We start from the raw sequence: 22,034 nt of genomic DNA, 5'->3' as shown, positions 1-22,034 counted from the left end.
ATCACTAATAAACAAGGGCTGCACATGGCAGCCCTTTTCGTTTCTATATAGCTTGGTTAACCGTTAATGTTGGGACCTAACCATTTTTCCGCTTCGATCCTATCCCAACCTTTACGATCAGCATAGCTTTGCAACTGATCCTCTTGGATCTGAGCGATCGCAAAGTAACGAGAGTCAGGGTGCGAGAAGTACCAACCCGAAACGGATGCTCCTGGGTACATCGCATAGCTCGATGTCAGTGACATTCCAATGTTTTCTTCAACATTCATAAGCTCCCAAAGCGGTCCTTTCTCAGTATGCTCTGGACATGCTGGATAGCCGGGAGCAGGACGAATACCTTGGTATTTCTCACGAATCAGCTCTTCATTCGATAGCTCTTCATCCGCAGCGTAACCCCAAATCTCTTTGCGCACGCGCTCATGTAGATACTCAGCAAATGCTTCCGCCAAACGGTCCGCTACTGCTTGGATCATGATGGCATTGTAATCATCACCCTGTGCTTTGTATTCGTCAGCAAGTTCACGCTCACCGATACCACCAGTTACCGCAAAAGCACCAACCCAATCTCGCTTACCGGACTCTTTAGGTGCAACATAATCAGATAGACAGTAGTTGAAGCCTTTTGGTTTCTCCGTCTGCTGGCGTAAGTTATGCAGGACTTTCGCCACTTCTGTACGCGATTCGTCGGTGTAGACTTCGATATCATCACCCACGCTTGCTGCAGGGAACAGACCACACATGCCACGCGCTTTGAGTAACCCTTCACGCTCAACACGATCTAGTAGTTCGTTAGCATCTTTGTACAGGCGTTGAGCCTCTTCACCCACTTCTTCATGGTCAAAGATTGTTGGATACTTGCCGACTAACGACCAAGTCATAAAGAAAGGCGTCCAGTCGATGTACTTACGCAAAGTAGATACTTCAAAGTCATCAAAGATATGAATGCCCGGCTTCACAGGGGTAGGAGGCGTGTACTTATCCCAATCAATCGCGACTTTGTTCGCTCGTGCTTCTTCTAAAGTAACAGGCTTAGTGCGCGGCTTCTTACGATTATGCTGATCACGTACGCGTTCATAGTCCACGTCCAGTTTCTCAACAAAGCCAGGACGAAGTTCGTCTGAAAGTAATGATGTACATACACCAACCGCACGAGAAGCGTTATTGACGTAAACCACAGGATGTTTGTAGTTCTGCTCAATCTTAACCGCCGTGTGCGCTTTGGATGTTGTTGCACCACCAATTAGAAGTGGAAGCTCGAAATCAAGACGCTCCATTTCTTTGGCGACATGCACCATTTCATCAAGGGACGGAGTGATCAAACCAGAAAGACCAATGATGTCGACGTTTTCTTCTTTGGCTACCTTGAGGATCTTCTCACATGGCACCATTACGCCAAGATCGATGATCTCGTAGTTATTACATTGCAGTACCACACCAACAATGTTCTTACCAATATCGTGTACGTCACCTTTAACCGTAGCCAGTAAGATCTTACCGTTGGAAGAACCCGCTTGCTTCTCCTTGTTAATGAAAGGCTCTAGGTGCGCTACCGCTTGCTTCATAACACGCGCGGATTTCACTACCTGAGGAAGGAACATCTTACCTTCACCAAATAAGTCACCCACCACGTTCATGCCGTCCATCAACGGACCTTCAATGACTTCAAGTGGCTTAGAGGCATTTAGACGAGCTTCTTCGGTATCTTCGACAATGAACTCAGTAATACCTTTAACCAGCGCATGTTCTAGACGTTTTTCTACCGCCCAAGTACGCCACTCTAGTGCAGAAGCATCTTCTTCTTTACCAACGCCTTTACCTGCGTATTCTGCTGCGATATCAAGTAACCGCTCGGTCGAATCATCACGACGGTTAAGAACCACATCTTCTACCGCTTCACGCAGTTTGTCTGGAACGTTATCATAAATTTCCAACTGACCCGCGTTCACAATGCCCATGTCCATACCATTTTTAAAACAGTGGTATAGGAACACCGCGTGAATCGCTTCTCGAACGTAATTATTACCGCGGAATGAGAAGGAAACGTTAGAGACACCACCGGAGATCATCGCGTGAGGCAAGTCGCGCTTAATGTCGGCAACCGCTTCGATGAAATCGACGGCGTAGTTGTTGTGCTCTTCGATACCAGTCGCAACTGCAAAGATGTTCGGGTCAAAGATGATATCTTCTGGTGGGAAGCCGACTTCATCAACCAAGATACGATAAGCGTTAGTACAGATTTCTAACTTACGCTCACGTGTTTCTGCCTGACCAACTTCGTCAAACGCCATAACGATAACTGCAGCACCATATCGACGAATCAGTTTTGCTTGCTCAACAAACTTCTCTTTGCCTTCTTTCAAAGAGATGGAGTTCACGATGCCCTTGCCCTGAATACACTTCAGACCCGCCTCGATGACCTCCCATTTAGAAGAGTCGACCATTATTGGCACTTTGGAGATCTCTGGCTCAGACGCACATAGGTTTAGGAAGCGAACCATACAGGCTTCTGCATCCAACATGCCTTCATCCATGTTGATGTCAATGATCTGAGCGCCGTTTTCAACTTGTTGTCGTGCGACCTCTAACGCTTCATCATAGAGTTCTTCTTTGATAAGACGTTTAAATCGAGCAGAACCGGTTACGTTAGTACGCTCACCTACGTTGATAAACAGCGTCTCTTTTTCAATAGTAAGAGGCTCAAGACCGGATAAACGACACGCAACCGTAAGCTCAGGCAAATCACGAGGTTTCACGCCGTCAACTGCCATTGCCATATGGCGAATATGCTCTGGCGTGGTACCACAACAACCACCAATTAAGTTGAGGAAACCACTCTCCGCCCACTCTTTAACGTGTTCCGCCATATCTTCTGGCGAAAGGTCATACTCACCAAAAGCGTTCGGTAGACCCGCATTTGGGTGAGTAGAAACAAAAGATTCCGAAATACGAGAAAGCTCTTCTACGTATGGGCGTAGTTCGTCTGGGCCAAGTGCACAGTTCAAACCAAATGAAATCGGGTTAACATGACGAAGAGAGTTATAGAAGGCTTCCGTAGTTTGACCTGAGAGGGTGCGCCCAGAAGCATCGGTAATGGTACCGGAGATCATCACTGGTAACTCGATACCTAGTTCTTCGAAAACACTATCAACCGCGAAGGCACAAGCTTTAGCGTTAAGCGTATCGAAGATGGTCTCGATCAGAATAAGATCAGAGCCACCTTTGATCAGCGCTCGAGTGGATTCTGAATAAGCTTCAACAAGCTCATCGAAGCTGACGTTGCGATAGCCCGGATCGTTTACGTCAGGGGAGATAGAACAAGTACGGTTTGTTGGACCAAGCACACCCGCGACATAACGTGGACGCTCTGGCGTTTTTGCCGTCCACTCATCAGCGGCTTCACGCGCAAGCTTTGCAGCGGCAAAGTTGATTTCCTCACTCAGGCTTTCCATCTCATAGTCAGCCATCGCAATTGTCGTCGCGTTAAAGGTGTTGGTCTCAAGAATGTCAGCGCCTGCTTCTAAGTAAGCGCTGTGAATTTCCTTAATCAATTGAGGCTGAGTGAGCACCAACAAATCGTTGTTGCCTTTTAGATCACAATGCCAATCCGCAAAGCGCTCTCCTCGATAGTCTTGCTCTTCAAGTTTGTATCCCTGAATCATGGTGCCCATACCACCATCGATCAGCAAGATACGTTGCTTTAATTGAGCTTCAATCTGTTGTCTTACATTACTTCCCACAGTACAGCCTCATTCCTTTAGTTATTTCTCCATCCTATCACACAAATTAAAGGAGTCTAGACGTCTAAAATACGAATTACTGATTATTTTGTCTCCGTCGAGTTACAAAATAATCTCGAAAAAATGTTTGCTATTTAGTCAACATCGTCCGAGAATTCCATTCATAAAATGTTACAAATAGAGAGCTCTATGTCGGTCTATCATACTTTATGTTTTCTATCTGCAGCGGCAATGGTTATTGCCTTTGTAAACAGTAAGATAGGAAAGATGCAAACCACCATCGCAATCACTGCCGGTTCGATGATTCTTTCACTCCTCATTCTAATCGCAGGTCAAAATGATTGGTTTCATCTCACCGAGATAGCGACCGAAACTGTTACCAGCATTAACTTCGAGGATTTTCTTCTTAAAGGTATCCTCGGATTCCTACTTTTTGCCGGTGGTTTGGGTATCAAACTCCCTAACCTCAAAGATCAAAAATGGGAAATCACCGTACTCGCTTTAGGTGCAACACTCTTCTCAACCTTCTTTATCGGTTTTGTACTTTACGGCTTCTGCCAAGTTATCGGCATTCAATTTGACCTCGTCTACTGTCTGCTCTTCGGTGCGCTTATCTCCCCAACCGACCCGATTGCAGTGCTCGCCATTGTTAAAAAGCTTAATGCACCAAAACGGATCTCTACACAGATTGAAGGTGAGTCTCTGTTTAACGACGGCTTTGGTCTGGTAATTTTCGTAACACTATTCACCATCGCCTTCGGTACTGAAGCTCCTACCGTTGGCAGTGTGACACTTCTATTTGTTCAAGAAGCGATTGGCGGCATCGTTTATGGCTTCGTACTAGGTCTTATTTTCCACTACTTAATCAGCGCCACTGATGACCACTCAATGGAGCTATTACTTACTATTGGTGTGCCAACCGCTGGTTACGCATTTGCTGAATACCTTCATGTTTCGGGCCCGCTTGCAATGGTGGTATCGGGCATCATGATCGGTAACTGGACACGCTTTATTGGCTTCTCTAAAGAAAGTGAAGATCATCTAGACCACTTTTGGGAGTTGGTCGATGAGTTCTTGAATGGCGTGCTATTCCTTCTGATTGGTATGTCGATGCTGCTGTTCGAATTCCACAAAGAAGACTGGCTCATGATGGCAATTTCAGTACCACTAGTACTTGCTGCTCGTTACCTAAGTGTGTTCATTTCTTACATTGGGTTTAAGCGCTATAGAAAATATAATCCATGGTCTATTAAGATCTTAACTTGGGGTGGCTTGCGCGGCGGCCTCGCTCTAGCTATGGCGCTATCAATCCCATCGGGTATCTTAGTTATTCCAGAGAAATTGATTGATGTGAAAGAGATCATCATGGTGATGACCTACTCGGTAGTCGTATTCTCAATCCTGATTCAAGGCTCCACCATTACGCCAATGATCGAGAAAGCGAAACAAGCTGAGAAAGAAGTGGAAGCAGAAGGCTCAGTTGAACCACAAGAAGCAAAAGCTTCTCAAGAGTAAGTACTTCTACAACTATCAAAAAAGGCAGCCATTTGGCTGCCTTTTTTATGCCGAAAATTGAGGACATCTAAAGCCAGAACAATAAACTAAAGCCCATTTCCCTCCCCCTTAGCTCTAGTAATTTCATTCAGCGCTTCTTAATCCATAATCAAGTACACAGACCGATGTAACACTAAGAGGAGAGTCGACAGTAGCTTGCAAAATTGAAAAGAAGAAGCTCTCCCTCCCCCATACTATAAGAACAACTCCAAAGCTTAGCCGTTAATGAATGATGGAATATAGGGTCTTCTGATTAAGGCCTGCTTTACAGGAATAAGTGAAGACGAGACTAGCGAGAGCTATGGAGCTTATCGACTCAAACATCAAAATCATTACTAAATTAAGATAGGGCATTCTAAATGAGTTGATAAGTCCGAAACATAGATTACATGCTAACTAAGCTTTATTAGAGAATTAACAAGCCCATAGATACGAAAAGTCCAAGGCGCTCTTTCACATCGTTGTTTAGTGTTTTTCTGAGTAAGAGAAATACAATCGGAAACTCCTGAAGGAGCACTCGAGTAAGAGAACGCCTTTTGGAGATCTGCTCCCTAAAAGGGAACATCATCATACTCAAGAAAGAACAAAAGCAAGTCCAAAGACTAAGGTTCTAAATAAGTAGCGGAGTGGTGATGATGCCGAGTCTAGGCTTACGTTCAATTGGACTCGCACACGAGCGGGACTCGTTAGTCGCAGACCAAAGTATAATATCGTAATACGAAAAGACCTCCGCATTTCTGCTGAGGTCTGGAATAAGCGGCGAGTCGGCGGGGACGCCTAGTTCGAGCTTGCGTTCAAGCGGGACTCATTCCCTGAAAGGGAACATTTTTGAGCTTTAAAACGACAAAACCCAATCCGAAGACTGGGTTTTTAAATAAGTGGCGGAGCGGACGGGACTCGAACCCGCGACCCCCGGCGTGACAGGCCGGTATTCTAACCAACTGAACTACCGCTCCGCACTGGTTAGACATTTAAGTCTAAATTTAAAGCCTGGCGATGTCCTACTCTCACATGGGGAAGCCCCACACTACCATCGGCGCTAATTCGTTTCACTTCTGAGTTCGGAATGGAAATCAGGTGGGTCCAAATCGCTATGGTCGCCAAGCAAATTCTTTAATCTGGAAAGCTGTTTTAAGTTCTATTTACACATTCAATGTTCTTACATCGAGTCCATCAAAACCCCTTGGGTGTTGTATGGTTAAGCCTCACGGGCAATTAGTACAGGTTAGCTCAACGCCTCACAACGCTTACACACCCTGCCTATCAACGTTCTAGTCTCGAACAACCCTTTAGGATACTTAAAGTATCAGGGAAGACTCATCTCAGGGCTCGCTTCCCGCTTAGATGCTTTCAGCGGTTATCGATTCCGAACTTAGCTACCGGGCAATGCGTCTGGCGACACAACCCGAACACCAGAGGTTCGTCCACTCCGGTCCTCTCGTACTAGGAGCAGCCCCCTTCAATCTTCCAACGCCCACGGCAGATAGGGACCGAACTGTCTCACGACGTTCTAAACCCAGCTCGCGTACCACTTTAAATGGCGAACAGCCATACCCTTGGGACCGACTTCAGCCCCAGGATGTGATGAGCCGACATCGAGGTGCCAAACACCGCCGTCGATATGAACTCTTGGGCGGTATCAGCCTGTTATCCCCGGAGTACCTTTTATCCGTTGAGCGATGGCCCTTCCATTCAGAACCACCGGATCACTATGACCTGCTTTCGCACCTGCTCGAATTGTCATTCTCGCAGTCAAGCGGGCTTATGCCATTGCACTAACCTCACGATGTCCAACCGTGATTAGCCCACCTTCGTGCTCCTCCGTTACTCTTTGGGAGGAGACCGCCCCAGTCAAACTACCCACCAGGCACTGTCCGCAACCCCGATAAGGGGTCGACGTTAGAACATCAACACTACAAGGGTGGTATTTCAAGGACGGCTCCACAAATACTGGCGTACTTGCTTCAAAGCCTCCCACCTATCCTACACATGTAGGGTCAATGTTCAGTGCCAAGCTGTAGTAAAGGTTCACGGGGTCTTTCCGTCTAGCCGCGGGTACACTGCATCTTCACAGCGATTTCAATTTCACTGAGTCTCGGGTGGAGACAGCGTGGCCATCATTACGCCATTCGTGCAGGTCGGAACTTACCCGACAAGGAATTTCGCTACCTTAGGACCGTTATAGTTACGGCCGCCGTTTACCGGGGCTTCGATCAAGAGCTTCGACCGAAGTCTAACCCCATCAATTAACCTTCCGGCACCGGGCAGGCGTCACACCGTATACGTCATCTTACGATTTTGCACAGTGCTGTGTTTTTAATAAACAGTTGCAGCCACCTGGTATCTGCGACTCTCGTCAGCTCCATCCGCAAGGGACTTCACCATCAAGAGCGTACCTTCTCCCGAAGTTACGGTACCATTTTGCCTAGTTCCTTCACCCGAGTTCTCTCAAGCGCCTTGGTATTCTCTACCCGACCACCTGTGTCGGTTTGGGGTACGATTCCTTACAATCTGAAGCTTAGAGGCTTTTCCTGGAAGCATGGCATCAATGACTTCACTACCGTAGTAGCTCGACGTCGTGTCTCAGCCTTAAGAGAAACCGGATTTACCTAATTTCTCAGCCTACGCACTTGAACCTGGACAACCGTCGCCAGGCCCACCTAGCCTTCTCCGTCCCCCCATCGCAATTGTAAGAAGTACGGGAATATTAACCCGTTTCCCATCGACTACGCCTTTCGGCCTCGCCTTAGGGGTCGACTTACCCTGCCCCGATTAACGTTGGACAGGAACCCTTGGTCTTCCGGCGAGGAGGTTTTTCACCCCCTTTATCGTTACTCATGTCAGCATTCGCACTTCTGATACGTCCAGCATGCGTTACCACACACCTTCAACCGCTTACAGAACGCTCCCCTACCCAATGCACTAAAGTGCATTGCCGCAGCTTCGGTTTACTACTTAGCCCCGTTACATCTTCCGCGCAGGCCGACTCGACCAGTGAGCTATTACGCTTTCTTTAAATGATGGCTGCTTCTAAGCCAACATCCTGGCTGTCTGAGCCTTCCCACATCGTTTCCCACTTAGTAGTAATTTGGGACCTTAGCTGGCGGTCTGGGTTGTTTCCCTCTCCACGACGGACGTTAGCACCCGCCGTGTGTCTCCCGGATAGTACTTACTGGTATTCGGAGTTTGCAAAGGGTTGGTAAGTCGGGATGACCCCCTAGCCTTAACAGTGCTCTACCCCCAGTAGTATTCGTCCGAGGCGCTACCTAAATAGCTTTCGGGGAGAACCAGCTATCTCCAGGTTTGATTGGCCTTTCACCCCTAGCCACAAGTCATCCGCTAATTTTTCAACATTAGTCGGTTCGGTCCTCCAATTGATGTTACTCAATCTTCAACCTGCCCATGGCTAGATCACCTGGTTTCGGGTCTATATCCAGCGACTGAGTCGCGCAGTTAACACTCGCTTTCGCTACGGCTCCCCTAGATGGTTAACCTTGCCACTGAATATAAGTCGCTGACCCATTATACAAAAGGTACGCAGTCACACCACGAAGGTGCTCCTACTGCTTGTACGTACACGGTTTCAGGTTCTATTTCACTCCCCTCACAGGGGTTCTTTTCGCCTTTCCCTCACGGTACTGGTTCACTATCGGTCAGTCAGTAGTATTTAGCCTTGGAGGATGGTCCCCCCATATTCAGACAGGATATCACGTGTCCCGCCCTACTCGATTTCACTTTATATGCGTTGCCGGTTACGGGGCTATCACCCTGTATCGCACAACTTTCCAGAAGTTTCACCTGACGCATAAAAAGCTTAAGGGCTAGTCCAATTTCGCTCGCCGCTACTTTCGGAATCTCGGTTGATTTCTTTTCCTCGGGGTACTTAGATGTTTCAGTTCCCCCGGTTCGCCTCGCTGCGCTATGTATTCACGCAGCGATACTTACTTATGTAAGTGGGTTTCCCCATTCGGAAATCCCAGACTCAAATGGTTTTTACTACCTAATCTGGGCTTATCGCAAGTTAATACGTCCTTCATCGCCTCTGACTGCCAAGGCATCCACCGTGTACGCTTAGTCACTTAACCATACAACCCGAAGGAGTTTCGAGTTGATGTTCAAATCACCAAAGTTGTCTCTCATTATTTGAATGAGCGAGAGACATTTCGATTTTGCCGGACTCAATTTCGAATAATCACTTAAAAGTGATATTCCCAAGAACACTTGAATGTGTTTTTTGGTGTTTGTCATAAAGACAAACATTGAGAACTTTACAAACAATCTTAAAGATTGTTTTGTCAGCTTTCCAAATTGTTAAAGAGCTAGATTTTCTGATGAAACCATTTTTAAACACACTCGTAAGAATGCTTAAAGATGGTGGAGCTATGCGGGATCGAACCGCAGACCTCCTGCGTGCAAGGCAGGCGCTCTCCCAGCTGAGCTATAGCCCCATCAAGGTGTCGATACTGCATACCAATCTCAAAAGAAATTGGTGGGTCTGAGTGGACTCGAACCACCGACCTCTCGCTTATCAGGCGAACGCTCTAACCACCTGAGCTACAGACCCAGTATCGTCTCTTTTACTTATAAACCGTATCAATCTGTGTGGACACTCATCGTGAGTAATCATCGTTTAAGGAGGTGATCCAGCGCCAGGTTCCCCTAGCGCTACCTTGTTACGACTTCACCCCAGTCATGAACCACAAAGTGGTAAGCGTCCTCCCGAAGGTTAAACTACCTACTTCTTTTGCAGCCCACTCCCATGGTGTGACGGGCGGTGTGTACAAGGCCCGGGAACGTATTCACCGTGGCATTCTGATCCACGATTACTAGCGATTCCGACTTCATGGAGTCGAGTTGCAGACTCCAATCCGGACTACGACGCACTTTTTGGGATTCGCTCACTATCGCTAGCTTGCTGCCCTCTGTATGCGCCATTGTAGCACGTGTGTAGCCCTACTCGTAAGGGCCATGATGACTTGACGTCGTCCCCACCTTCCTCCGGTTTATCACCGGCAGTCTCCCTGGAGTTCCCGACATTACTCGCTGGCAAACAAGGATAAGGGTTGCGCTCGTTGCGGGACTTAACCCAACATTTCACAACACGAGCTGACGACAGCCATGCAGCACCTGTCTCAGAGTTCCCGAAGGCACCAATCCATCTCTGGAAAGTTCTCTGGATGTCAAGAGTAGGTAAGGTTCTTCGCGTTGCATCGAATTAAACCACATGCTCCACCGCTTGTGCGGGCCCCCGTCAATTCATTTGAGTTTTAATCTTGCGACCGTACTCCCCAGGCGGTCTACTTAACGCGTTAGCTCCGAAAGCCACGGCTCAAGGCCACAACCTCCAAGTAGACATCGTTTACGGCGTGGACTACCAGGGTATCTAATCCTGTTTGCTCCCCACGCTTTCGCATCTGAGTGTCAGTATCTGTCCAGGGGGCCGCCTTCGCCACCGGTATTCCTTCAGATCTCTACGCATTTCACCGCTACACCTGAAATTCTACCCCCCTCTACAGTACTCTAGTCTGCCAGTTTCAAATGCTATTCCGAGGTTGAGCCCCGGGCTTTCACATCTGACTTAACAAACCACCTGCATGCGCTTTACGCCCAGTAATTCCGATTAACGCTCGCACCCTCCGTATTACCGCGGCTGCTGGCACGGAGTTAGCCGGTGCTTCTTCTGTCGCTAACGTCAAATAATGCAGCTATTAACTACACTACCTTCCTCACGACTGAAAGTGCTTTACAACCCGAAGGCCTTCTTCACACACGCGGCATGGCTGCATCAGGCTTGCGCCCATTGTGCAATATTCCCCACTGCTGCCTCCCGTAGGAGTCTGGACCGTGTCTCAGTTCCAGTGTGGCTGATCATCCTCTCAGACCAGCTAGGGATCGTCGCCTTGGTGAGCCATTACCTCACCAACTAGCTAATCCCACCTAGGCATATCCTGACGCGAGAGGCCCGAAGGTCCCCCTCTTTGGCCCGTAGGCATTATGCGGTATTAGCCATCGTTTCCAATGGTTATCCCCCACATCAGGGCAATTTCCTAGGCATTACTCACCCGTCCGCCGCTCGACGCCGTTATCGTCCCCCGAAGGTTCAGATAACTCGTTTCCGCTCGACTTGCATGTGTTAGGCCTGCCGCCAGCGTTCAATCTGAGCCATGATCAAACTCTTCAATTTAAGATTTTGTTCGGCTCAATGAATACTGAACATTACATAAGTAATGTTTGAATTGACTGTGCTGAATCTTTCGATTCAATGGTCACTTCGTTTCATTGAAACCTAATTTGATACCGAGGTATCTAATTGGATTATCATCAACGAGTGCCCACACAGATTGATAGGTCTATATTGTTAAAGAGCTTGGCTTTCAGTGCCTTAGCACTTAAGCGAGGTGCGTATAATACGCTTTCCACTTTGAAAGTCAACATAAAACTCTAAAATAATTTAGAACTTTATGGTGACTTGCTTAAATCTTAAGCAAGTGCGAAATAAAGCCTGGCGATGTCCTACTCTCACATGGGGAAGCCCCACACTACCATCGGCGCTAATTCGTTTCACTTCTGAGTTCGGAATGGAAGTCAGGTGGGTCCAAATCGCTATGGTCGCCAAGCAAATTCTTTAATTCGGAAAGCTGTTTTAAGTTCTATTTACACATTCAATGTTCTTGCATTGAGTCCATCAAAACCCCTTGGGTGTTGTATGGTTAAGCCTCACGGGCAATTAGTACAGGTTAGCTCAACGCCTCACAACGCTTACACACCCTGCCTATCAACGTTCTAGTCTCGAACAACCCTTTAGGATACTTAAAGTATCAGGGAAGACTCATCTCAGGGCTCGCTTCCCGCTTAGATGCTTTCAGCGGTTATCGATTCCGAACTTAGCTACCGGGCAATGCGTCTGGCGACACAACCCGAACACCAGAGGTTCGTCCACTCCGGTCCTCTCGTACTAGGAGCAGCCCCCTTCAATCTTCCAACGCCCACGGCAGATAGGGACCGAACTGTCTCACGACGTTCTAAACCCAGCTCGCGTACCACTTTAAATGGCGAACAGCCATACCCTTGGGACCGACTTCAGCCCCAGGATGTGATGAGCCGACATCGAGGTGCCAAACACCGCCGTCGATATGAACTCTTGGGCGGTATCAGCCTGTTATCCCCGGAGTACCTTTTATCCGTTGAGCGATGGCCCTTCCATTCAGAACCACCGGATCACTATGACCTGCTTTCGCACCTGCTCGAATTGTCATTCTCGCAGTCAAGCGGGCTTATGCCATTGCACTAACCTCACGATGTCCAACCGTGATTAGCCCACCTTCGTGCTCCTCCGTTACTCTTTGGGAGGAGACCGCCCCAGTCAAACTACCCACCAGGCACTGTCCGCAACCCCGATAAGGGGTCGACGTTAGAACATCAACACTACAAGGGTGGTATTTCAAGGACGGCTCCACAAATACTGGCGTACTTGCTTCAAAGCCTCCCACCTATCCTACACATGTAGGGTCAATGTTCAGTGCCAAGCTGTAGTAAAGGTTCACGGGGTCTTTCCGTCTAGCCGCGGGTACACTGCATCTTCACAGCGATTTCAATTTCACTGAGTCTCGGGTGGAGACAGCGTGGCCATCATTACGCCATTCGTGCAGGTCGGAACTTACCCGACAAGGAATTTCGCTACCTTAGGACCGTTATAGTTACGGCCGCCGTTTACCGGGGCTTCGATCAAGAGCTTCGACCGAAGTCTAACCCCATCAATTAACCTTCCGGCACCGGGCAGGCGTCACACCGTATACGTCATCTTACGATTTTGCACAGTGCTGTGTTTTTAATAAACAGTTGCAGCCACCTGGTATCTGCGACTCTCGTCAGCTCCATCCGCAAGGGACTTCACCATCAAGAGCGTACCTTCTCCCGAAGTTACGGTACCATTTTGCCTAGTTCCTTCACCCGAGTTCTCTCAAGCGCCTTGGTATTCTCTACCCGACCACCTGTGTCGGTTTGGGGTACGATTCCTTACAATCTGAAGCTTAGAGGCTTTTCCTGGAAGCATGGCATCAATGACTTCACTACCGTAGTAGCTCGACGTCGTGTCTCAGCCTTAAGAGAAACCGGATTTACCTAATTTCTCAGCCTACGCACTTGAACCTGGACAACCGTCGCCAGGCCCACCTAGCCTTCTCCGTCCCCCCATCGCAATTGTAAGAAGTACGGGAATATTAACCCGTTTCCCATCGACTACGCCTTTCGGCCTCGCCTTAGGGGTCGACTTACCCTGCCCCGATTAACGTTGGACAGGAACCCTTGGTCTTCCGGCGAGGAGGTTTTTCACCCCCTTTATCGTTACTCATGTCAGCATTCGCACTTCTGATACGTCCAGCATGCGTTACCACACACCTTCAACCGCTTACAGAACGCTCCCCTACCCAATGCACAAAGTGCATTGCCGCAGCTTCGGTTTACTACTTAGCCCCGTTACATCTTCCGCGCAGGCCGACTCGACCAGTGAGCTATTACGCTTTCTTTAAATGATGGCTGCTTCTAAGCCAACATCCTGGCTGTCTGAGCCTTCCCACATCGTTTCCCACTTAGTAGTAATTTGGGACCTTAGCTGGCGGTCTGGGTTGTTTCCCTCTCCACGACGGACGTTAGCACCCGCCGTGTGTCTCCCGGATAGTACTTACTGGTATTCGGAGTTTGCAAAGGGTTGGTAAGTCGGGATGACCCCCTAGCCTTAACAGTGCTCTACCCCCAGTAGTATTCGTCCGAGGCGCTACCTAAATAGCTTTCGGGGAGAACCAGCTATCTCCAGGTTTGATTGGCCTTTCACCCCTAGCCACAAGTCATCCGCTAATTTTTCAACATTAGTCGGTTCGGTCCTCCAATTGATGTTACTCAATCTTCAACCTGCCCATGGCTAGATCACCTGGTTTCGGGTCTATATCCAGCGACTGAGTCGCGCAGTTAACACTCGCTTTCGCTACGGCTCCCCTAGATGGTTAACCTTGCCACTGAATATAAGTCGCTGACCCATTATACAAAAGGTACGCAGTCACACCACGAAGGTGCTCCTACTGCTTGTACGTACACGGTTTCAGGTTCTATTTCACTCCCCTCACAGGGGTTCTTTTCGCCTTTCCCTCACGGTACTGGTTCACTATCGGTCAGTCAGTAGTATTTAGCCTTGGAGGATGGTCCCCCCATATTCAGACAGGATATCACGTGTCCCGCCCTACTCGATTTCACTTTATATGCGTTGCCGGTTACGGGGCTATCACCCTGTATCGCACAACTTTCCAGAAGTTTCACCTGACGCATAAAAAGCTTAAGGGCTAGTCCAATTTCGCTCGCCGCTACTTTCGGAATCTCGGTTGATTTCTTTTCCTCGGGGTACTTAGATGTTTCAGTTCCCCCGGTTCGCCTCGCTGCGCTATGTATTCACGCAGCGATACTTACTTATGTAAGTGGGTTTCCCCATTCGGAAATCCCAGACTCAAATGGTTTTTACTACCTAATCTGGGCTTATCGCAAGTTAATACGTCCTTCATCGCCTCTGACTGCCAAGGCATCCACCGTGTACGCTTAGTCACTTAACCATACAACCCGAAGGAGTTTCGAGTTGATGTTCAAATCACCAAAGTTGTCTCTCATTATTTGAATGAGCGAGAGACATTTCGATTTTGCCGGACTCAATTTCGAATAATCACTTAAAAGTGATATTCCCAAGAACACTTGAATGTGTTTTTTGGTGTTTGTCATAAAGACAAACATTGAGAACTTTACAAACAATCTTAAAGATTGTTTTGTCAGCTTTCCAAATTGTTAAAGAGCTAGATTTTCTGATGAAACCATTTTTAAACACACTCGTAAGAATGCTTAAAGATGGTGGAGCTATGCGGGATCGAACCGCAGACCTCCTGCGTGCAAGGCAGGCGCTCTCCCAGCTGAGCTATAGCCCCATCAAGGTGTCGATACTGCATACCAATCTCAAAAGAAATTGGTGGGTCTGAGTGGACTCGAACCACCGACCTCTCGCTTATCAGGCGAACGCTCTAACCACCTGAGCTACAGACCCAGTATCGTCTCTTTTACTTATAAACCGTATCAATCTGTGTGGACACTCATCGTGAGTAATCATCGTTTAAGGAGGTGATCCAGCGCCAGGTTCCCCTAGCGCTACCTTGTTACGACTTCACCCCAGTCATGAACCACAAAGTGGTAAGCGTCCTCCCGAAGGTTAAACTACCTACTTCTTTTGCAGCCCACTCCCATGGTGTGACGGGCGGTGTGTACAAGGCCCGGGAACGTATTCACCGTGGCATTCTGATCCACGATTACTAGCGATTCCGACTTCATGGAGTCGAGTTGCAGACTCCAATCCGGACTACGACGCACTTTTTGGGATTCGCTCACTATCGCTAGCTTGCTGCCCTCTGTATGCGCCATTGTAGCACGTGTGTAGCCCTACTCGTAAGGGCCATGATGACTTGACGTCGTCCCCACCTTCCTCCGGTTTATCACCGGCAGTCTCCCTGGAGTTCCCGACATTACTCGCTGGCAAACAAGGATAAGGGTTGCGCTCGTTGCGGGACTTAACCCAACATTTCACAACACGAGCTGACGACAGCCATGCAGCACCTGTCTCAGAGTTCCCGAAGGCACCAATCCATCTCTGGAAAGTTCTCTGGATGTCAAGAGTAGGTAAGGTTCTTCGCGTTGCATCGAATTAAACCACATGCTCCACCGCTTGTGCGGGCCCCCGTCAATTCATTTGAGTTTTAATCTTGCGACCGTACTCCCCAGGCGGTCTACTTAACGCGTTAGCTCCGAAAGCCACGGCTCAAGGCCACAACCTCCAAGTAGACATCGTTTACGGCGTGGACTACCAGGGTATCTAATCCTGTTTGCTCCCCACGCTTTCGCATCTGAGTGTCAGTATCTGTCCAGGGGGCCGCCTTCGCCACCGGTATTCCTTCAGATCTCTACGCATTTCACCGCTACACCTGAAATTCTACCCCCCTCTACAGTACTCTAGTCTGCCAGTTTCAAATGCTATTCCGAGGTTGAGCCCCGGGCTTTCACATCTGACTTAACAAACCACCTGCATGCGCTTTACGCCCAGTAATTCCGATTAACGCTCGCACCCTCCGTATTACCGCGGCTGCTGGCACGGAGTTAGCCGGTGCTTCTTCTGTCGCTAACGTCAAATGATAGTGCTATTAACACTACCACCTTCCTCACGACTGAAAGTGCTTTACAACCCGAAGGCCTTCTTCACACACGCGGCATGGCTGCATCAGGCTTGCGCCCATTGTGCAATATTCCCCACTGCTGCCTCCCGTAGGAGTCTGGACCGTGTCTCAGTTCCAGTGTGGCTGATCATCCTCTCAGACCAGCTAGGGATCGTCGCCTTGGTGAGCCATTACCTCACCAACTAGCTAATCCCACCTAGGCATATCCTGACGCGAGAGGCCCGAAGGTCCCCCTCTTTGGCCCGTAGGCATTATGCGGTATTAGCCATCGTTTCCAATGGTTATCCCCCACATCAGGGCAATTTCCTAGGCATTACTCACCCGTCCGCCGCTCGACGCCGTTATCGTTCCCCGAAGGTTCAGATAACTCGTTTCCGCTCGACTTGCATGTGTTAGGCCTGCCGCCAGCGTTCAATCTGAGCCATGATCAAACTCTTCAATTTAAGATTTTGTTCGGCTCAATGAATACTGAACATTACATAAGTAATGTTTGAATTGACTGTGCTGAGTCTTTCGACTCAATGGTCACTTCGTTTCATTGAAACCTAATTTGATACCGCTTTCCGTTAAGAAAGAAACATCTAATTGGATTATCATCAACGAGTGCCCACACAGATTGATAGGTTCTTATTTTTAAAGAGCTACTCTTCTTTGTGATTTACATCACTTCGGAAGAGGCGGCCATTCTAGCGAGATAATTTTCTGTGTCAAACACTTTTTCAAATTATTTCGTTTTTCTTTCTGACCTTGTCAACTTCGCTTTGAAGCCTTGTGAGCTCTGCCCTGTCGACAAGGAGGCATTATAGAGATCGCGCTCACATTGGCAAGCGTTATTTTGCAAAAATTGCAAAAATAATGGTTAAGCGACGACTTTTCGATCAAAGCCTTATTTATCCAACTTTACCCATAGATAGCAAACAACTTATCCACAGAGTTATCCTTTTTACCCTTATTTTTAGCCTCTATAAACAAAGAAAGCTGCTTTGCAGCAGCTTTCTTTATTAGACCTGAACACGGCTTTTACGGGCTTAACAACTAAATGCCAGAACCATCTTGTTCATTATCGTCATCTTCATGTAATCCACATTCACGTTTTAAGCCGAAGAAGCGCGTTTCTTCTTCTGACATGCCCGATTCCCACTTTCTCGTTGTATGCGTATCGCCTACTGAGAGGTAACCTTGCTCCCACAACGGGTGATAACTCAAGCCATGTTCTTCTAAGTAGTAGTGGACATCTTTATTCGTCCAGTCGATCACTGGTAAGAATTTAAATACGCCATTTTGGATCGATAAGATTGGTAGACCAGCACGAGACTGACTTTGCTCTCGGCGCAATCCTGAGAACCAAGTTCCAACGTTTTGCTCTCGCAGAGCTCGTCGCATTGGTTCAACCTTATTTATCTTGTTGTACTTCTCAATTCCCTCGACGCCTTGTTCCCAAAGTTTTCCGTAACGCGCTTCTTGCCAATGGGCACTTTCTTTTGCTCGGTACACTTTAAGGTTGAGGTTCAGTTGCGCTTTCAGCTGGTCGATAAATTGATAAGTCTCTGCAAATAGATAACCGGTGTCCGTTAGGATGATAGGGATGTCCGGTTTTTGTTGTGTCACAAGATGGAGCATCACTGCAGCTTGGATACCGAAACTGGATGAGACAGCGAACTCCCCTTCCAAATTATCCAATGCCCACTTTACTCTCTCTTGTGCCGAAAGCTGTTCGAGCTCGACATTGATTTGAGCAAGACGGAGGATTTGCTCCGTCTTAGTTAATGTCAGTAACTCTGCTAGCTCCGGTTTGGACGCTACAGAATCAAGCATGGAAGTCCCTCTTTGATACGAACACTTCTTGGATAATGCCAGCTCGAATCGTGAAGTCACCAAATGCTTCGCCTTCTTCACGTTCAACAGCCCAACGAGCCACCAGCTGATCAATCTCTTCTAAGATTTGCTTATCCGTAATGTTCTCTTTATACATCTTCGGTACTCGAGTACCGCCGCGGTTACCACCTAGGTGTAAGTTGTATCGACCTGGAGCTTTACCAACTAAGCCGATTTCTGCCAGCATTGCTCGACCACAACCATTTGGACACCCTGTTACTCGTAGGATGATATTGTCTTCTTCAGGTAGACCATGCTTTTCTAGAATACCTTCTACATCGGTTACGAACTGAGGTAGGAAACGCTCTGCTTCTGCCATTGCTAATGGACATGTTGGAAACGCCACACACGCCATCGAGTTCTTACGTTGTTCACTTACGCCGTCATCCATCAAACCATGTTCACGAGCAATCTTCTCGATCTTCGCTTTTTGGCTTTTTGGTACACCAGCAACAATCAGGTTTTGGTTTGCTGTCATACGGAAATCGCCTTTATGGATTTTGGCAATTTCAGCAACACCAGTCTTAAGTGGTTTACCCGGGAAATCTAATAGACGGCCGTTTTCGATGAAGAGTGCTAGGTGATGCTTACCATCGATACCTTCAACCCAACCGATACGGTCACCACGTTCCGTGAATTCGTAAGGACGGCTTTGCTCAAACTTAACACCGGCACGTTTTTCTACTTCCGCTTTAAACACATCACTACCGACACGATCTAATGTGTATTTGGTTTTTGCATTCTTACGGTTAGAACGGTTACCCCAATCACGTTGAGTTGTTACTACAGCAGCAGCAACATCAAGTGTTTTCTCCAATGGAATAAAACCAAAATCATCCGCTCTACGTGGATAGGTTGACGTATCGCCATGCGTCATCGCTAGACCGCCACCCACAAGCACGTTAAAACCAACCAGCTTGCCGTTATCCGCAATCGCTACGAAGTTAAGATCGTTAGCGTGTACGTCTACGTCATTTTGCGGTGGAATAACCACTGTGGTTTTAAACTTACGTGGTAGATAGTTCTTACCCAGAATCGGTTCGTCTTCTTCCGTGCTTTCTACTTTTTCACCGTCCAACCAAATCTCGGCATAAGCACGTGTCTTCGGTAGTAGATGCTCGCTGATCTTCTTCGCCCATTCGTAAGCTTCTTGGTGTAGCTCCGACTCCACTGGGTTAGTGGTACACAACACGTTACGGTTAACGTCACCCGCAGTTGCAATCGAGTCGATACCAATGCTGTTTAACGTTTGGTGCATCAACTTGATATTTGGTTTTAGCACGCCATGGAACTGGAACGTTTGACGAGTAGTAAGACGAATACTTCCATATAAAGAGTGCTCGGTTGCAAACTTGTCGATCGCTAGCCATTGCTTTGGTGTAATGATGCCACCCGGCATACGTGCACGAAGCATGACGTTATGTAGCGGCTCCAACTTTTGTTTAGCACGCTCGTTACGGATATCGCGGTCATCTTGCTGGTACATTCCGTGAAAACGAATCAATTGGAAGTTGTCTGCAGTAAAGCCACCAGTAATGCGGTCTTGCAGATCTTGTTCAATCGTTCCACGCAGTAAATTACTTTCTCTTTTAAGGCGCTCGTTATCCGAGAGTGGACCAAGCACCTCACCTAATACTTCTTGGCTGTTTGATTGTTGATTCGCGCTCATTAGTACACATCCCTTTGGTAACGTTTCGCTTTACGTAGATCGTTGATAAATGCTTCGGCTTCTTCACGAGATAGCTTGCCTTGTTGCTCGGCTACAAATACCAGCGCATCGTGAACATCTTTTGCCATACGAGTGGCATCACCACATACATAGATGTAGGCACCATCTTGAATCCATTGCCACACTTGTTCAGCGTTTTCTAGGATGCGATGTTGAACGTAAACCTTCTCTGCTTGGTCGCGACTAAACGCAACATCAAGGCGAGTCAGCAAACCTGACTTGAGGTACTTCTGCCATTCAACTTGGTAAAGGAAATCTTGAGTAAAGGTACGATCACCAAAGAACAACCAGTTCTTGCCTTCCGCGTCACGGTTATCACGCTCCTGAATAAAGCTGCGGAAAGGTGCAATACCGGTACCAGGACCAACCATGATGATTGGTGTGTTGTCATCTTGTGGCAGTTTGAAGTTATTGTTGTGCTCAACAAACACTTTCACTTCGCCGCCTTCTTCTAGACGTTGAGCGAGGAAACTTGATGCTCCGCCATAGCGCTTTTCATCACCTTTGTTGTATTCAACCAAGCCTACGGTTAGATGAACTTCTTCATCGACTTCCGTTTGACTCGAAGCGATAGAATATAGACGAGGTGTCAATCGACGAAGTAAACCAACCAATTCTTCTGCACTTAGCTTGGTCTTCTTCTCTGCAAGCACGTCTACAACTTGGGTATTTGCAGCGTACTCACGAAGCTTGTCTTTATCTTCCACTAGCTTTTGCAGTTTCTTACTACCAGATAGCTCTGCGAATTTAGTGACAAACTGAGGGTTTGATGCGGTGATTTCGTACTTGCTAACCAATGCACTATGAATAGAAAGGCTTTCGCCATCCACTTCAACACTTTCTACACCGGATAGACCAACCTTAGCTAAGATCGCGTTGGCTAATTCTGAACTATTATCGAACCACACCCCTAAAGCATCACCGGCTTGATAAGTTAAACCTGATTCTTCAAGGTCAATCTCTACGTGGCGAACATCTTTGCCCGAATCGCGACCCGTGATTTTCTGGCTTGTCAGTAACGTTGCGGTATATGGGTTTTGCTTGTTATAAGCAGAATGTCCTGGAGCGGCTTGACCAACAGGTAGTTGGACTACTTCTGCTTCGTTACCTGAAGAAAGGGCTTCTTTTACTTGTTCAAGCGCTTGCTTACGCCATTCAGCAGCCGGCGCTTCATAATCCACATCACAATCAATGCGATCGATGAAGGCAGTTGCGCCTAACTTAGACAAATAAGTATCGAAGTCTTTGCCCGTTTGGCAGAAGAACTCATAACTAGAATCGCCCAGTGCAATCACGGCGTATTGTAGATTTGGTAACTTGGGTGCTTTTTTAGATTGAAGGAACTCATGCAGTTCAATGGCATTATCTGGCGCTTCGCCTTCACCATTGGTCGACGCCACGATGATCACGTGAGTCTCTTTTGCTAAGTTCTTGCCTTTGTAATCGCTAGCATCAAACAGCTCTACAGCAATGCCTTCTGCTTTGGCTTCTTGCTCTAGTGCTTCAGCAACGCCTTTCGCATTACCAGTCTGAGAAGCAAAAATGATGCTTAGCTTGCCTGCTGGTTTTGCAGCAACGGAAGCAGCCGCCTGTGCGATAGGCGATGCAGCCGCTGCACTTGGTTGGTTTTGAGCGAGTCCCCAGAAGTAACCGCTGACCCATGCAAGTTGCTGTGAAGACAACTCTGAGACAGTTTGCTGGAGTGAGTTAAATTGCTGGTCATTAAGCGGGCTTGCGATTGGCGGATTACCACCTTGCCCATTATTATCTTCCGACACTTTCTTGTGAGAATATTCATTCTGTTGAAAAGACATTGTCACGACATCCCTATTCATTGCGTGACGATAGATTAACCACTCTCTCTAATAACAAGAAAGAATAGAAGAG

At 47.7% G+C, this 22,034-nt stretch carries 5 protein-coding genes, 5 tRNA genes and 6 rRNA genes; 1 reads left to right on the top strand and 15 read right to left on the bottom strand.

Annotated elements, in window-relative coordinates; all coding sequences use genetic code 11:
* Positions 1 to 56: 56 nt before the first annotated feature.
* Positions 57 to 3,737, bottom strand: coding sequence for a methionine synthase (gene metH, locus KJB05_RS02170; protein WP_208446321.1), 3,681 nt, complete (start codon positions 3,735 to 3,737; stop codon positions 57 to 59).
* A 189-nt stretch (positions 3,738 to 3,926) separates the two neighbouring features.
* Between metH and KJB05_RS02165 the strand changes: the two genes are divergently transcribed.
* Positions 3,927 to 5,252, top strand: a complete 1,326-nt coding sequence (locus tag KJB05_RS02165) for a sodium:proton antiporter (protein WP_208446320.1) — start codon at positions 3,927 to 3,929, stop codon at positions 5,250 to 5,252.
* A gap of 918 nt (positions 5,253 to 6,170) precedes the next feature.
* Here the strand turns inward: KJB05_RS02165 and KJB05_RS02160 are convergent.
* The 14 genes from KJB05_RS02160 to KJB05_RS02095 form a co-directional block, all read right to left on the bottom strand.
* Positions 6,171 to 6,247 (bottom strand) — tRNA-Asp (locus KJB05_RS02160).
* 32 nt (positions 6,248 to 6,279) lie between these two features.
* A 5S ribosomal RNA gene (rrf, locus tag KJB05_RS02155) occupies positions 6,280 to 6,396 on the bottom strand.
* Between the two features lie 89 nt (positions 6,397 to 6,485).
* Positions 6,486 to 9,376 (bottom strand): 23S ribosomal RNA (locus KJB05_RS02150).
* 287 nt (positions 9,377 to 9,663) lie between these two features.
* Positions 9,664 to 9,739, bottom strand: a tRNA-Ala gene (locus KJB05_RS02145).
* Positions 9,740 to 9,778: 39 nt separating this feature from the next.
* A tRNA-Ile gene (locus KJB05_RS02140) sits at positions 9,779 to 9,855 on the bottom strand.
* A gap of 67 nt (positions 9,856 to 9,922) precedes the next feature.
* Positions 9,923 to 11,475 (bottom strand): 16S ribosomal RNA (locus KJB05_RS02135).
* A 316-nt stretch (positions 11,476 to 11,791) separates the two neighbouring features.
* Positions 11,792 to 11,908: ribosomal RNA gene (gene rrf / locus KJB05_RS02130) — 5S ribosomal RNA — on the bottom strand.
* Between the two features lie 89 nt (positions 11,909 to 11,997).
* A 23S ribosomal RNA gene (locus KJB05_RS02125) occupies positions 11,998 to 14,887 on the bottom strand.
* Between the two features lie 287 nt (positions 14,888 to 15,174).
* Positions 15,175 to 15,250, bottom strand: a tRNA-Ala gene (locus KJB05_RS02120).
* A gap of 39 nt (positions 15,251 to 15,289) precedes the next feature.
* A tRNA-Ile gene (locus KJB05_RS02115) sits at positions 15,290 to 15,366 on the bottom strand.
* A gap of 67 nt (positions 15,367 to 15,433) precedes the next feature.
* Positions 15,434 to 16,986: ribosomal RNA gene (locus KJB05_RS02110) — 16S ribosomal RNA — on the bottom strand.
* Together the 16S, 23S and 5S rRNA genes with 5 tRNA genes alongside form the textbook arrangement of a ribosomal RNA operon.
* A gap of 592 nt (positions 16,987 to 17,578) precedes the next feature.
* Positions 17,579 to 18,358 carry a phosphoadenylyl-sulfate reductase gene (locus KJB05_RS02105; RefSeq protein ID WP_208445822.1) on the bottom strand — a complete coding sequence of 260 codons (780 nt, stop codon included), beginning with the start codon at positions 18,356 to 18,358 and terminating at the stop codon, positions 17,579 to 17,581.
* Positions 18,351 to 20,087 carry an assimilatory sulfite reductase (NADPH) hemoprotein subunit gene (gene cysI, locus KJB05_RS02100; RefSeq protein ID WP_208445821.1) on the bottom strand — a complete coding sequence of 579 codons (1,737 nt, stop codon included), beginning with the start codon at positions 20,085 to 20,087 and terminating at the stop codon, positions 18,351 to 18,353. Before cysI ends, KJB05_RS02105 begins: the two co-directional genes overlap by 8 nt.
* Positions 20,087 to 21,961, bottom strand: a complete 1,875-nt coding sequence (locus KJB05_RS02095; RefSeq protein ID WP_208445820.1) for an assimilatory sulfite reductase (NADPH) flavoprotein subunit — start codon at positions 21,959 to 21,961, stop codon at positions 20,087 to 20,089. The genes cysI and KJB05_RS02095 overlap by 1 nt, the downstream gene beginning before the upstream one ends.
* Between the last annotated feature and the right edge of the window lie 73 nt (positions 21,962 to 22,034).

This window comes from Vibrio sp. B1ASS3, assembly GCF_905175355.1.
Taxonomy (GTDB): domain Bacteria; phylum Pseudomonadota; class Gammaproteobacteria; order Enterobacterales; family Vibrionaceae; genus Vibrio; species Vibrio owensii.
Note: the sequence above shows the minus strand (reverse complement) of the source record. Positions and strands in the feature narration are given on the sequence as shown.